The sequence below is a fragment of the Streptomyces sp. f51 genome, assembly GCF_037940415.1.
In the GTDB taxonomy this organism is placed as follows: domain Bacteria; phylum Actinomycetota; class Actinomycetes; order Streptomycetales; family Streptomycetaceae; genus Streptomyces.
This window is the reverse complement of sequence record NZ_CP149798.1, coordinates 539,681-554,416: the sequence shown is the minus strand read 5'-3', so window position 1 is coordinate 554,416 and position 14,736 is coordinate 539,681. Positions and strand designations below refer to the sequence as shown.

Sequence of the window (14,736 nt, the reverse complement as noted above, 5' to 3'; positions counted from 1 at the left end):
CACACGGCATCGCGTACGGGGATCGGGCGGAGGTTGCGTGCGGTCAGACCGTGCGGGCGTCGGCCGAGGCGACCGGAGCCGGCTGATCGCCGGTCACGGCCTCGACGGCGGACAGGTCGCGGTCGCGGGTCTCCTTGGCGAAGCCCACGGCGATCAGGGTCAGCAGAACCGCGCCGATCACATAGAGGGAGATGGGGGTGGAGCTGCCGTAGGAGTCGAGCAGGGCCGTCGCGATGAGCGGTGCCGGGGCGCCCGCCGCGACGGAGGCGAACTGGGCCCCGATGGAGGCGCCCGAGTACCGCATCCGGGTCGCGAACATCTCGGAGAAGAAGGCGGCCTGGGGCGCGTACATGGCGCCGTGCAGGATCAGCCCGACGGTGACGGCGAGGACGAGGTTGGCGAAGCCTCCGGTGTCGATCAGGGAGAAGAACGGGAACATCCAGAGGCCGACACCGGTGGCCCCGAGGAGATAGACGGGGCGGCGCCCGATGCGGTCGGACAGAGCGCCCCAGGCCGGGATGACGGCGAAGTGCACGGCGGAGGCGATGAGAACGGCGTTGAGCGCGGTCTGCCGGGAGACACCGGCGGACGTGGTGGCGTACACGAGGATGAAGGCGGTGATGACGTAGTAGCTGATGTTCTCGGCCATGCGGGCGCCCATCGCGACGAGCACGTCACGCCAGTGGTGGCGCAGGACGGAGACCAGCGGGAGCTTCTCGGGCTCGTCCGCCCCTGTGGTCCCGGCCGCCTTGCGGGCCTCGGCCTGTGCCAACGCCTGCTTGAACACCGGTGATTCGTCGACAGACAGACGAATCCACAGACCGACGACGACCAGCACGCCGGACAGGAGGAACGGAATGCGCCAGCCCCAGGACACGAAGGTGTCGTCCGACTGCGTGGCGGTGAGCAGTGACAGGACGCCGGTCGCCAGAAGCTGGCCCGCCGGGGCACCCGTCTGCGGCCACGAGGCCCAGAACCCCCGCCGCTCGGCGTCGCCGTGCTCGGACACCAGCAGGACGGCACCGCCCCATTCACCGCCCAGCGCGAAGCCCTGCACCAGACGCAGCGCGGTGAGCAGGACGGGGGCGGCCGCGCCGACGGTCGCGTGCGTGGGCAGCAGACCGATCGCGAACGTCGCCCCACCCATCAGCAGCAGACTCAGCACCAGCAGCCGCTTGCGGCCGAGCCGGTCGCCGTAGTGCCCGAACACGAGCGCGCCCAGCGGCCGGGCGGCGAACCCGACGGCGTAGGTCAGGAAGGACAGCAGCGTGCCGACGAGCGGGTCGGAGTCGGGGAAGAACAGCTTGTTGAACACCAGGGCGGCGGCCGAGCCGTAGAGGAAGAAGTCGTACCACTCGATGGTGGTGCCGATGAGACTGGCGGCGACGATGCGCTTCAGGTTGGAAGGTGTCGGGGGAGCGGATGCTGCGGAGGCCATGTGCGCCACTTCCTCGTGTGCGGTGGGGACGGGTACGTGTCGGCACACCGTAGGAACGCACAGGTCGGAGGCGTATGTGGCGGGGCACCATAGTTCAGGGCTCGACTGTGCGTGTGGCCACCATGCCGCCTTGCCCGCAGGCTGCTCGGTCGCTCGGTCGCTCGGTCGCTCGGTCGCTCGGTCGCTCGGCCACGAGGCGGCCTGGCCGTCACTCCTCCCGCGAAGTGCCCGCGCCTGAACGGTAGGTGCCGGGGGTCATGCCTGCCGCCTGAGCGAAGGTTTGGACGAAGGCGCTGGTCGTCGCCCATCCGCAGGCGTGAGCGGTGTCGGTGACGGTGGCGCCCTCGGCGAGCATGACCATCGCCGTGAAGATCCGGATGCGGGTGCGCCACTGAGGGAAGGTCAGACCGAATTCGTCGCGGTAGAGGCGGGACAGGGTTCGCTCGCTGGTGTGCACGCGGTCGGCGAGCTGGGCGAGGGTGCAGGGCTCGTGCAGGTCTTCCTCGACGAGGCGGCAGGCGTCGGCCAGTCGTGGGTCGTTGGCGGCGGGCAGGGCGACGGGCTCGGCCGTCGCACGGCGCAGTCGGTCGCGCAGCACCGTTTCGATGTGCCGGGCCTCGGTCCGCGGGAGGGAGGTGCCGGTGAGCGCGATGAGCAGTTCGCGCACCAGGGCGTCGACGGCGATGACCGTGGGGCGCTCGGTGTCCAGCAGGGGCGTCCTGCCTCGGGCGGGGAAGCCGATGGTGTGGAAGCGACTCCGGCCGTAGAAGCGGTGTTCGTGCCAGGTGTTCGCCGGAACCCACAGGGCGCGGTCGCCGGCGGCGATCCAGGAGCCGTGTTCCGTCGTGATCGCGAGTACGCCGGAGCTGACGTAGATCAGTTGGTGGTCGTCGTGGCGGTGCCGGTCGATGGTCTCGCCGCCACCGAGGAGCCGGGTGCTGGTCGGCGCGGTGGGCTGGTGGCGGATCTGCGACATGGAAAGGCAGAATACGGGAAGCGCGCCGAGGGCGCCGTTGTCCATCGTGAGTGATGTGACAACGATCCAGGAATCAAGTACCGCGCACGGGACGGGCGGTCCGCGCGGGCACTGGCGTCGGATGCGGATCTGGGCCGGGGCCCATGCCGTCGACGACTTCTACCAGGGCCTCGTACCCGCCGCGGTCCCCTACTTCGTGCTGCAACGCGACTTCAGCTATGTGCAGGCCTCGGGGCTGGCACTCGCCGCGACGCTCGGCAGCGCGTTGCCGCAGGTGCCGATCGGACTGCTCGCCGACCGGTTCATGCTGCGCTGGATGTCGCCGCTGGGGGTCGGTCTGGCGGGCATCGGGGCAGGCATGTCCGGGCTGACGGCCTCCTACCCGCTGGTCTTCGCCCTCCTGCTGACGGCGGGGGTCGGAATCGCGATGTTCCATCCGCCCGCGGGGCGCGACGCGCGCCGTGCGGCCGGAGGCAGCGCCACCGCGATGAGCTACTTCGCCGCGGGCGGCAGCGTGGGGTTCTTCGTCGCACCGGCACTCGTCACACCCGCCCTGGACAACTTCGGGATGGGCGCGACCGCGCTGTTCATCCCGCCCGCCGTCCTCATGGGCTTCGTCCTGCTGCGCCATCACCGCCGCACGTCCACCGCACCGGTGACGAAGGCGCGGCGCCAGGGTCGGGACCGGCCGCGCCGGTTCGCGGCACTGACCGCCGTGGAGATCGTGCGGTCCACCATCTCGACCGGACTGAACACCTTCATCTCGCTGTACTGGATCCGGCACCTGGAGGCGAGCAGCGGCCTCGGGGGTCTGGCGCTGACGCTGGAACTCGGTGGTGGTGTGGCCGGCACACTGCTCGGAGGGCGGCTGGCCGATCGCATCGGCATGGTGCGCACCGTGCAGATCGGCAACGCGGCCATGCTGCCCGCTCTGTGGCTCATGCTGATCTGCGACGACGCCTACGCGGCACTGCCCCTCGCGCTGCTGGTCGGCCTCGTCTCGAACATCCCGTTCGCGGTCCTCGTCAAGCTCGGCCAGGACTACCTGCCCAGCCGGCCCGGCACCGCCGCCGGCGTCACGCTCGGCCTCGCGCTGAGCGCGGGCGGACTGTTCATGCCGCTGCTGGGCATGGTCGCAACCCACCACGGACCCCGCGGCGCGCTCGCGGTACTCGCCATCCTGCCGGTCCTCGCGATGCTGTTCTCCGCCTTCCTGCGTGAACCGGCCGAGGACGGGCCCGTGCCCGCCGCGGACCCGTCCCTCATCGCCGGCTGATGTTCCGATGACCCGGGCGGATGCGCTGCGGTCTCCTGTACGGACGGCCGGAGGGCCGGAGCGTCGCCGCCCCGGCCCCCGGTTCGTTCCGTCCGCTCTACGGCTCGGTGCCCCAGACGAGGGCGCCCGACACGTACACGGTCACCTTCGTCGCGTCGGCGTAGGCGGTGTTGGCGCCGCGGCTGTAGTCGTCCGACTCGTTGAAGTTCGACCAGTCCGCTTTGGCCATGCGCAGCTGTAGTTCACCGCTGTCCGCTCCGGCCGCCAGGGAACCCGAGGTGAAGCCCACCTCCAGGTAGTGGTCCGCGCCCGTGCGGCTCGGCGAGACGGCGCTCACCGAGGTCTTCACCGTGGAGCAGCCGAGCTGCGCCCAGTCGCAGAAGGTCTGGTAGCCGGCGGAGGTGGACTCCCCGGTGAACCAGTAGCGGACGGTGACCTTGGACAGGTCGACCGCGCCGGTACCTCCGTTGACCAGCTTGAGACCGGGCTTGACCTGGTTGTCGCCGGTGGAGGAGTCGTTGTTCTTGTACTGCGCCTTGAGACCCGTCGAGCCGCCTCCGCCGCTCGACGCCTTGGTGGTGGCGGACACCTCCGTGGACGAGGCCGAGACGTTGCCGGCCGCGTCCTTGGCCTTGACGGTGTACTTGTAGGTGGTGGAGGCGGAGAGCCCGCTGTCGGTGTAGGACGTGGTGGTGGCGCTGCCGACCTTGGTGCCGTCGCGGTAGACGTCGTATCCCGTGACCGCGGTGTCGTCCGTGGACGCGCTCCAGCTCAGGGAGACGCTGCTGCTCGTCGTGGTGCCGACCGTGAGACCGCCGGGGACGGTGGGAGCCTGCGTGTCACCACCGCCGCCACCACCGGATCCGCTCAGCGGCGGGTTGGCGTTGGCGAGCAGTTGACGGAACTGGGCGGAGAACCAGTGCCCGGCGAGCGGGGAGTTGGGCAGTGCGCCGGTGAGGTTGTTCCCGTTGCGGGCGTTACCGGTGTACGTGGGGTCGCACATCTGGTCGAAGCCCTTGCCCTCGTCGTTGGCGACGGCCTGGCTGGCCCCGTCGGACTCGCCCGGAGGCTTGGCCCACACGTAGGCGTCGATTCCGGTGTCGGGTGCGGTCGTCGGGCGCTCGCCGATACCCGCCCCGCTCTGGTTGCACCAGTTTCCGGCGTGGATGCGCCGGTCGATGCGGCCGCCGTCCACGTAGGCGTCGACGCTGGTCGTCGGGCCGGGACCGGTCGGCCGGGCCGAACCGCCCCAGCCGTTGCGCGAGGTGTCGATGAGCATGCCGATGCCGGAGTCGAAGCCCTGCGCGACGAGCGCGGTGCGCAGGCCCTGCGCGTACGAGCTCTCGTCGTCGTACTGGTTCCAGTCGATCCACTTCGACTGGCGCACCGTCTGGCCGTTCACCGTGTCCGTCACCTTCACGTACGGCTCTTTGGTGGCGGAGTAGTTCGCGGTGTTCACGATGAAGCCGGTCACGTCGCTCACGGTGGCGCCGTTGGTGGTGGCCGCCTTCTTGAACTCCTGGGCCGCCGGCGTGAGGTTGCTGTCCCAGCCGAGCCAGCCGTGGTGGCCGGCGTCGATGTAGTTGTAGGTGTTGGGCAGGGCGCCGAGCTTGTGGAGCGCGTACCCCACGCCCTTCTCGTAGTTGCCGTTCGCCTTCATGGTGGCGCACTGGGTGGTCGAGCCCGCGGTGCCGCCCGCGTTGGTCACGAGGTTCGGCAGGGAGTCCGGCTCGATGAGGTTGACGATCCGCAGGCTCGCGTAGGCCGGGTCGGCGAGGATCGTCGCGATCGGGTCGATGTAGCTGCTCTGGTAGGTGGCCAGGTCGTCGGGACCGAGTTCGCCGTTGGAGGCGAGGGCGGCGCAGTCCCGGCCCGGCAGGTCGTAGATGACCAGCTGGACGAGGTTGGCGCCCTGTGCCTTGGCCGCGTCGAGGTGCGCCTTCAGACCACGGGCGTCTGCGGTGCCCTGGATCGCGGCCATCCGGTCCAGCCAGACGAAGGTGGGCTGGTTGGAGATGGCCGAACCGCCCGGCTCGGCGGCGGCCTTGGCCGACCAGTCGGGATTCACGTAGGCCTTCGCGCCGGCGTAGGGATTGTCCAGTTTGGCGGCCGCGGTCGCGGTGGTCGGAAGGGCTGTGACGGACAGGGCTCCGAGGAGGGCACCGACGGCCAGAGCGGCGGTCCGCTTCGATCCGCTTCGGCGCACGGTGGAGTCGGGTCTACGGGAAGGCATCGGCCATCTCCTGGGGAGAGCAGGCGGGTACGGTCGGGTGCGGGTTCGCCGACGGCCCCCTGTGTGCCGCGGCTCGGGCACACCGGAGGGAACTCCGCCGGTCGGGCGTTGCGTTCGGGCATGACGAAGGTGCGATCGCGAGCACTGCGCAAGCTGGAGCTGGAAAACCACCGGACATGAGCGCGCCGCTGCGCCGTCCCGACGCGGACCGGCGTTCTCGCCGCCGCGTGGGGACGATGCCCGGCACCGATGTGACGGCGGGGACATGGGGGTGATGGTGGGAGCGCTCCCAAGGTGCGGCGTTCGCACTGTGGATGTCAACACCCGTGCGGAAGATGCATTTCTGACGCATCATCATCGAATTGTTTCGGGGCGTGGTGGGGCGTGGAGTGGCGCGGTGCGGCCTGACGTGGCTCGCTCGCGGACCGGCGGTCCCGCGCGCCAGGTCGCCGCGGGCGTGGCACTGCGGGAGGCCGCGGTCTCGGTGGCCGTCGGGGCGCTGAGGTCGCCGGTGGTCGTGGCGGCAGTGGCGGCGGCGGGCCCGGTGGGCAATCCGGAAGGCGGCGGCGCGGCTTCTGTGGCCGGAGTGTCGCGGATGTGGCCTGAACGGAGTGCGCCCGTGGCCGACGGGTCAGGCGAGCGACACGATCGCCGCGCGAAGTATTGACGCGAACACGCTTAGTGGCTTCCATGTGCGCAGCCCGGCTTCGACGAGCCGGCCGTCGGGAGCGGGACACTCCTGCCGGTCCGCGGGAGCCGCCATGCCGGGCGCCCCTTCCGCCTGCCCTATCGGAGACGCGCGCCCAAGAATGGGAGCGCTCCCACCCCGAGAGGACCCCCACACCATGCGTCACCCACCCTCATTCCGCGTCAGGCGCGCCCTGGTCGCGCTCCTCACCGCGACCCTCGCGGCCCTCGTCCCGTTCCTGGTGACGGTGCCCGCGCGGGCGGCCGTCGCCCCCTCGTCCCCGTCCTCCGCGGCAGCCGCGTCCGGTGCCGGGTACTGGCACACCGAGGGCCGCCGGATCCTCGACGCGCAGAACCAGCCGGTGCGCATGGCAGGCATCAACTGGTTCGGGTTCGAGACGTCCAACTACGTGGCACACGGCCTCTGGTCCCGCGACTACCGTTCGATGGTCGACCAGATGAAGACCCTCGGCTACAACACCATCCGCCTGCCCTACAGCGACGACATCTTCAAGGGCACCCAGCCCAACGGCATCACGTACGCCAACGGCATGAACGCCGACCTGCAAGGTCTCAGCTCGCTCCAGGTGATGGACAAGATCGTCGACTACGCGGGCTCGGTCGGCCTCAAGGTCGTGCTCGACCGTCATCGGCCCGACTCCTCGGCCCAGTCCGCCCTCTGGTACACCTCCGCCGTCCCCGAGACGACCTGGATCGCCGACCTCAAGGCGCTGGCGGCGCGCTACCAGGGCGACACCGCCGTGGTCGGGATCGATCTGCACAACGAGCCGCACGACCCCGCCTGCTGGGGATGCGGCGACACGAGGACGGACTGGCGGCTCGCGGCGGAACGGGCCGGCAACGCGGTCCTGTCCGTCAACCCCAGCCTGCTGATCTTCGTCGAGGGCGTCCAGTCGGTGAACGGTCAGAGCACCTGGTGGGGCGGCAATCTCGCCGGGGTCGCGACCGCGCCGGTGCAACTGAACGTCGCCAACCGCCTCGTCTACTCGGCCCACGACTACGCCACCAGCGTCGCGCAGCAACCGTGGTTCAGCGACCCGTCGTTCCCGGCGAACATGCCGGCCGTCTGGGACAAGTACTGGGGCTACATCTTCAAGCAGAACATTGCCCCCGTCTGGCTCGGCGAGTTCGGCACCACCTTGCAGTCGACGGTCGACCAGAAGTGGCTCGCCGCGCTCGTCGACTACCTCCGGCCCACGAGCACTTACGGGGCCGACAGCTTCAACTGGACGTTCTGGTCGTGGAATCCGAACTCCGGCGACACGGGAGGGATCCTCAAGGACGACTGGCAGACCGTGGACACCGTGAAGGACGGCTATCTGGCATCCATCAAGGCGCCGGGCTTCACCGGAGGCGGCGGCGGAGGCGGCGGAGACACGACCGCCCCCTCGACACCGACCGGCCTGGCCGTGACCGCCACCACGGCGTCGAGTGTGTCCCTGTCGTGGAGCGCCTCCACCGACGACACCGGGGTGAGCGGCTACGACGTCTACCGCGGAACCGCCAAGGTCGGCTCGGCCACCGGTACCTCCTTCACCGACACCGGTCTGAGCGCGGCCACCCGCTACGACTACACCGTGCGGGCCCGCGACGCGGCCGGGAACACCTCCGCGGCGTCCGCCGCGGTCACCGCGACGACCGCCGGAACCGGGGGCGGCGCCAGCGGATGCACCGCCACGTACAAGGTGAGCAGCGACTGGGGCAGCGGATTCAACGCCGACGTCACGGTCACCAACACGGGCTCCACGACCACCAAGTCGTGGCAGGTCACGTGGGCGTGGCAGGGCGGCCAGACCATCTCCGGGATGTGGAACGCCTCCTACACCCAGACGGGCAAGGCGGTGACCGCGAACAACGCCGACCACAACGGCGCCATCGCGGCCGGCGCCTCGACCGGCTTCGGGTTCAGCGCGGCACCGGGCGGTGCCGGAACGCCGGTGCTGACCTGCCGGGCCGGAACCTGAGGAGGAGGAAGACGTAGCAGCGCTCGTCGTGGCGAAAGGCGAGCGCCCGGAATCCCTTCCAGGTGATCGACCGTTCGACGGTGCCGCGCTTCTTGCGGCGGGACTCCCCCCGCAAGAAGCCGGTCCCGTGGCCGGAGAGCGCCGTACCTCGTCAGCGCCTCTCCGTACCCCCGATATCCTGGGGCCACGTTTCCGTCTTGGATTCCCCCCCACCTGAAAGGGACCTCACCCTGTGGAGTTCCGGCTGCTCGGCATGGTGTCCGTCGACACCCTCGTGGGGCCGCTGTCCCTGGGCCCGGCCAAACGCCGCAGCCTCCTCGCAGCGTTGCTGCTCTCGGTCAACACTCCTGTGTCCGTCGCTCGTCTGACCGACTGTCTATGGGACGACGCACCACCCTTGTACGCCCGTAGCGTCATTCAGGGACACGTCTCGCAGATACGTGCCCTGCTGACCGCCGGGGACGCCGCCGACTACGGGGTCGAACTGGTCACACTGGGCGACGCGTACGCGCTGCGGTCGCCCGAAACCCTGCTGGATTCGTACCGGTTCGAGGAACTCCTCGCACTGGCCAAGGAGCAGCAGGACGCGCGCGACGCGATGTCGATGCTGAAGGACGCACTCTCCCTGTGGCAGGGCCCCGCCCTCGCGGGCACGTTCCCCGGCCCGGCGCTCCAGGCGGCCGCCCACTCGCTGGAGGAGGCGCGCGTGGGAGCCGTCGGGCAACTGGCGCGTGCGCACACCATGTTGGGGGAGCACGACCAGGCCGCGGCCGTCCTGCGCACGGTGGCCGTGGTCCACCCCATGCGCGAGCCGTTGGCGGCGGCCCTGATGACCGCGCTGTACCGGGCCGGACGTCAGTCCGAGGCGCTGGGCTGGTTCGACCGCACCAGACGGCTGCTCGTCGACGAACTCGGGGTCGACCCCGGGAGCGAACTCGCCCAGGTGCACGCCCTGATCCTGCGGGGCGACCCCCTGCCGCACGGCGGGCCGGACGTGTCGGCGGACTCGGCCGACACCCCGTACCAAGACACCGGGGACCGGCTGGAGACGTACGCGCCACCATCGGCCGGCTCGTCCACCGACCGGGCTTCCGGAGGCCGTTCGCTCCCGGCGTCCGAACTCCGAGCCGGTGGTGGCGTGTCGGCGTCCACGCGCTCCGGACCCGTCGCCCTGCCCCCGCTGGTCGACCTGTCGTACCCCAGGGATCTGCTGCCGCGGGCGCCCCGGGGCTTCCACGGGCGGGAGGCCGAACTGGCCGAACTGACCCGGATCGCCGCCGCCGAGGCACCCATCTGCCTGGTCACCGGGCTGCCCGGGGTGGGCAAGACCGCGCTCGCCGTGCAGTGGGCCCACCGCAACGCCGCCCTGTTCCCGGACGGGCTGCTCTTCGCCGACCTGCGCGGATTCAGCGACACCGGCGAAGCCGAACTGACGGAAGTCCTCAGGGAGTTCCTGCCCGCTCTCGGTGTGCCCCCACGCCGGGTGCCCGAATCGGCCTCGGCCGCCGCCGCGCTCTTCCGTTCCCTCACCCATCGGCGACGGCTGCTCGTCGTACTCGACAACGTCCGTGACTCCGCCACCGTCCGGGCCCTTCTGCCGGGCGGCGCCGACTGCGTCACCCTGGTCACCAGCAGGCACCGGCTGGACGGTCTCGTCGCCTCCGAGGCGGCCGTCGCCGTCCCCCTGGACAGCCTCGAACCCCGGGACGGGACCGAGCTGTTGGTCGGCGTCCTCGGCATGGACAGAGTGCTGGCCGAACCGGTGGCGGCGCGCAGACTCACCGAACTGTGCGGCGGACTGCCGCTCGCCCTCCGTGTCACGGCCGCCCGGCTGGCCGGACGACCGCAACGGACGCTCGCTGAACTGGCCGACGAACTCGCCGACGAGCAGAGCAGGCTGGCCTACCTCGACGTGGACGACACCAGCGTCTCCGCCGCCCTGCGCCTGACCGTGCAGCAACTGCCGCCCGACGCACTGCATCAGTTCGCCCGCCTCGGCCATCATCCCGGGGCGCACTTCGATCCCTTCACCGCCGCGGCGCTCGCCGGTACGGCTCCACGCGTCGCCGCCGCCGCGCTGGAACGCCTCGCCGGGGCCCACCTGGTGACCGAGACGGCGGCGGGGCGGTGGGAACTCCACGACCTCGTACGTCTCTACGCCCGCACCCTTGATCCCGGATCCGCGCGGGAAGCCCTCACCGGCGTCCTCGACCACTACATCGCGACCGCGCTCGCCGCCGCCGACACCGCGCAGCCCGGGGGCGAACCCTGCTTCACGCTCCCGGAGGGCTTCCGCCGTCCCGCCGCCGTGCGGGACTTCACCGACCGGGCGGCCGCCATGCACTGGCTGGCCACCGAACGCGACGACCTGACCCTGGCCGTCGGTGCGGCCCGTGCCGCCGGTCTCGACGACCGTGCCTGGCGCATCATCCTGCTCCAGTGGCCCCAAGTGGTCTGGAGGGTGAGGGACAACTGGGTGCCGTTGCTGGACACCGCGCTGGAATGCGCGCGCGCCGAGGGGGACCCGTACGCCCAATCGCGTGTGCTCACCCTGCTCGGCTGGGTGCTGAGCGAGGAAGGCAGGCCGGCCGAGGCCCTCGCCCTGCTGGAACTCTCGCCGCCCCTCGCCCGGAAGGCGGGTGACCGGCTCGGTGAGGCGACCGCGCTGATCAATCTCGCCGTCGTCGAAGCGGACGAGGGTGACACCGAGGCCGCGCTGGACAACTGCGCCCGGGCCATCGTGCTGGCCCGGGGGGAGTCCGACGCGCACACCGAGATGCTCGCGCTCCAGCACCTCGCGCGGATCCAACTCGCAGCGGGCCGGCCCCAGGAGGCGTTGCGATCGGCCCGTACGGCCCTCGATCTCGGTCCCGAGCACGAGGAGGCGGCGCGCCGCGCGCTGCTGCTGACCGTCATCGGCGAGGCGCAACTGGCCCTCGGCGCGGACAGCGAGGGGATCCTGCTGCTGGACCGGGCCGCCGAGGAGGCCGAACGCGCCGGGTACGACGAGGGCGCCGTACGCGCCCTGGCCACCCTGCTGCGGGTACGCCCGGGGGAGGGCTACCGCGCGCGGTACGAGGAAGCGGTGCGCCGGATCTCCGACGACGGCTGACATCCGTGTGCGCACGGTCACACCGCGCACGTCAGCGGTACGCCAGCGCGACATCAGCGTCACGTGAGCGCCGGGCCCAAGACTGATGCATGTCAGCAGTTCAGGGACGGCACGCCGTATGACCCGGCGTTCGCCGCACGCACTCTCGGGGGAACCTTCGTGAGCACCATCCGTCACCGCACCACGCTGTTCGCCGCCACGACCACGACCATGCTCGCCCTGGCCCTCACCGCCTGCGGGCCCGACGGCTCCGGCGTGAAGTCCTCCGGCCAGGAGACCGCGAACTCCGGCGGGGCCGCCTCCTCGACGGCCTCGACGTCGGGCGCGGGCGGTGCCAAGAACGCCGGCACCGGCAGCGGCGCGGCCGACACGACCTCGACCGTTTCCGGATCGGGTTCGGGTTCGAAGGCGGCATCGGGATCGGGTGGCGGATCGGCCTCCGGCGGTACGCCGGTCTGCGCGACCAAGGACCTCGCCATCACCGCGGCCCACCAGGACGGCCCGCCCTACACGCACATCGTCCTGACGGCCAAGAACACCTCGGGTCACAGCTGCCGGGTGAACGGCTTCCCCGAGATCCAGTTCCTGGAGGGGCACCGCGAGAACGTGCCCGCCGTGGCCAAGAGCAAGCCGGCCGCTCCCGTCGTCCTGTCCGCCGGGGCGCCCGCCTACGCTCTCGTGAAGGTGTCGGACGGCGGCAAGGACGAGAACACCGAGCCGGTGATCGCCTTCTCCGTGGGCGTCCAGGGCAGCAGTGCCGTGGCGACCGTCAGGGCTCCCGGAGCGGACGGCATCGCCGTCGACTCCGCGAAGTGGGCCACCGGCTACTGGACTCCCGAACTCCGCAACGGCGCCGACGACTTCTAGACCCCTCCCCGGACGGGGTGACCGAGGGGACCCATGGCCCAGGGCCGTGGGTCCCCTCCCTTTCACGCCAGGGCGAACTTCTGGGCGCCCGAGCTGTTGCAGTCCCAGATCTGGAGGCGTGTGCCGTTCGCGGTGGCACCCGAAGGCGAGTCGACGCACCGGCCCGTGGTCGGGTTGGACAGCGAGCCGTCGGCGTTGGCGACCCAGTTCTGGTAGCCGCCGCCGTTGCAGGTGGCCAGCTGGAGCTGTGTGCCGTTCGCGTTCACACCGCCCGCGATGTCCAGGCACTTGCCCAGGGTGCGCAGGGTCTGGCCGCTCCACGTCCACTTCTGGTCCAGCGAGGTGGCCTGCTGGCAGTCCCACAGCTGGACCGCGGTGCCGTCACCACCGGTGTCGTCACCCGCGACGTCCACGCACTTGCCGCCCGGCCCGTAGATCGGCGTCCCGATGGCGAAGTTCTGGGCGCCCGAGCTGTTGCAGTCCCAGATCTGAAGGCGTGTGCCGTTCGCGGTGGCACCCGACGGCGAGTCGATGCACCGGCCGCTCGTCGGGTTCCGCAGAGAGCCGTCGGCCTGCCGCACCCATGCCTGGTAGCCGCCGTTGTTGCACGTGGCGAGCTGCAACTTCGTCCCCGCGGCGCTGTTGCCGCCGGCGATGTCCAGGCACTTGCCGAGGGTCTGGAGGGTCTGGCCGTTCCAGGTCCAGTGCTGGTCCTTGGCCGTCGACTGGCAGTCCCACAGCTGGACCGCGGTGCCGTCGCCACCGGTGTCGTCACCCGCGACGTCGACGCACTTGCCGCCCGGGCCGGTGATCGTCTGGCCGCTCGTCGTACCGCCGCCGCCACCACCGCCGCCGGAGCCGGGGCCCTTGTTGTAGACGGCCACCGAGTCGACGACCAGCTTGCCGCCGGAGACCGTGGAGGCGTTCGGGCCCCCGCCGAAGGCGTCGGGGAAGCCGCCGCCCATCGCCAGGTCGTAGATGATGAAGAACGGGTGGTCGACCGCGTTGGACCAGGTCGTCGCGTCCACCTGGTTGGCGTTGACGGTGAAGAAGTTGTTGCCGTCCAGGTAGAACCTGATCTGCTCCGGTGACACGGAGCGGTCGATCTCCGCCGCGTAGTCGTGGAAGCCGGTCTGGCAGCCGGAGCAGGCGCGTTCGCCCGAGCCGATGCCGGTCGACTCGTTGCACGGTCCGCCCGGGTTCACACCGCAGTGCAGGGTGCTGAAGTCGGAGCTGCGGCCGTTGATGTCCTCCATGATGTCGATCTCGCCGGACTTCGGCCAGGTCACACCGTCGCGCAGCGGCGCGCCGAGCATCCAGAACGCAGGCCAGTAGCCCGCGCCGTTGGCGGTGGTGACGTTGGGCTGCTGGAGGACCGACTCGATCCGTACGACTCCGCCGGCGGCGGCGTCGAAGCCCGCCGACTGGGTCTCCACCCGCCCGGAGGTCCAGCCCGCCCGCGGGTCGGAACCGGAGTGCAGCGCCTGGAGCACCAGATGACCCTGACCGTCGTAGTAGACGTTCGAGGTGCTGCTGGTCATGGTCTCGATCTCACCGGTGCCGAAGTTGCTGCCCGGCCCGGTGTCGTACTTCCACAGGCCCTGGTCGATGCCGGTGCCGGACGCGCCGTTGAAGTCGTCGCTCCAGGTGAGCGTGAAGCCCGACGGTGTGGGGGGAACTGCCGCGTGGGCGCTGAGGGTCGTCGTGACGGTGGCCGCCACCGTCATCAGGACCACGGGAATCAGTGAGAGCGCTCTCATCCGCCCGCGCGGTGCCCTTGCGAAGGGTAATTGCATAGGTCTGGCCTCCGAAGAAGAGACAAGGGCGCGTGGCTCGCCCCGCCGCCTCCGTCGGTCTCCGTCAACGGTGGGTGGGGCCCGCGCCTTGGGGGGATCTCGATGACGACGAGGGGCGAAGACGTCACCGGGGTTGCCGGGGCCGGGCGGGCCCCGGCGTGCGGCCGGGCTCTCGTCCCCGGCCGGCGGCTACCTCATCAACGCAGGTGACGGCTGGGGGTGTTGAGCCCTGTGCAGTTCTGTGCGGGGCAGAGGCTATTGGACCAGACTAATGCGGTCAAGGCTTCAACCGACCCTGGCGCGGAAGGGTCGCCGGCGGCGGCTCGGCATGGGGCGGACAGGGCGTTTCGGGGCGCGCGGGACGCA

At 70.9% G+C, this 14,736-nt stretch carries 8 protein-coding genes; 4 read left to right on the top strand and 4 right to left on the bottom strand.

Translation table 11 applies throughout. The features are described from left to right. Window positions 1-43: 43 nt before the first annotated feature. Both WJM95_RS02430 and WJM95_RS02425 read right to left on the bottom strand, forming a co-directional pair. Entirely contained in the window at window positions 44-1,438 is a 1,395-nt protein-coding gene (locus WJM95_RS02430) for an MFS transporter (RefSeq protein WP_339127783.1), read from the bottom strand. A 208-nt stretch (window positions 1,439-1,646) separates the two neighbouring features. Continuing rightward, the gene (locus tag WJM95_RS02425; RefSeq protein ID WP_339127782.1) at window positions 1,647-2,414 is read right to left on the bottom strand and encodes a helix-turn-helix transcriptional regulator; all 768 of its coding nucleotides are present in this window, start codon (window positions 2,412-2,414) and stop codon (window positions 1,647-1,649) included. Between the two features lie 121 nt (window positions 2,415-2,535). Between WJM95_RS02425 and WJM95_RS02420 the strand changes: the two genes are divergently transcribed. Next, on the top strand, window positions 2,536-3,690 hold the full coding sequence (locus tag WJM95_RS02420) for an MFS transporter (protein ID WP_339127781.1): 1,155 nt from the start codon (window positions 2,536-2,538) through the stop codon (window positions 3,688-3,690). Window positions 3,691-3,787: 97 nt separating this feature from the next. Here WJM95_RS02420 and WJM95_RS02415 read toward each other — a convergent pair whose 3' ends face one another. Further along, complete coding sequence (locus tag WJM95_RS02415) at window positions 3,788-5,923, bottom strand: glycoside hydrolase family 6 protein (RefSeq protein WP_339127780.1); 2,136 nt, start codon at window positions 5,921-5,923, stop codon at window positions 3,788-3,790. 845 nt (window positions 5,924-6,768) lie between these two features. On the opposite strand from WJM95_RS02415, the gene WJM95_RS02410 reads away from it, so the two are divergent. The 3 genes from WJM95_RS02410 (at window position 6,769) to WJM95_RS02400 (ending at window position 12,574) form a co-directional block, all read left to right on the top strand. Further along, on the top strand, window positions 6,769-8,595 hold the full coding sequence (locus tag WJM95_RS02410; protein ID WP_339127779.1) for a cellulase family glycosylhydrolase: 1,827 nt from the start codon (window positions 6,769-6,771) through the stop codon (window positions 8,593-8,595). Window positions 8,596-8,827: 232 nt separating this feature from the next. Beyond that, window positions 8,828-11,707 (top strand): BTAD domain-containing putative transcriptional regulator, encoded by a 2,880-nt coding sequence (locus tag WJM95_RS02405; RefSeq protein ID WP_339127778.1) that lies wholly within the window; start codon window positions 8,828-8,830, stop codon window positions 11,705-11,707. A gap of 159 nt (window positions 11,708-11,866) precedes the next feature. Beyond that, a complete protein-coding gene (locus tag WJM95_RS02400) occupies window positions 11,867-12,574 on the top strand; it encodes a DUF4232 domain-containing protein (RefSeq protein ID WP_339127777.1) in 708 nt (235 codons plus the stop codon). A 62-nt stretch (window positions 12,575-12,636) separates the two neighbouring features. Here WJM95_RS02400 and WJM95_RS02395 read toward each other — a convergent pair whose 3' ends face one another. Next, a complete protein-coding gene (locus tag WJM95_RS02395; protein WP_339127776.1) occupies window positions 12,637-14,334 on the bottom strand; it encodes a ricin-type beta-trefoil lectin domain protein in 1,698 nt (565 codons plus the stop codon). Window positions 14,335-14,736 lie beyond the last annotated feature (402 nt).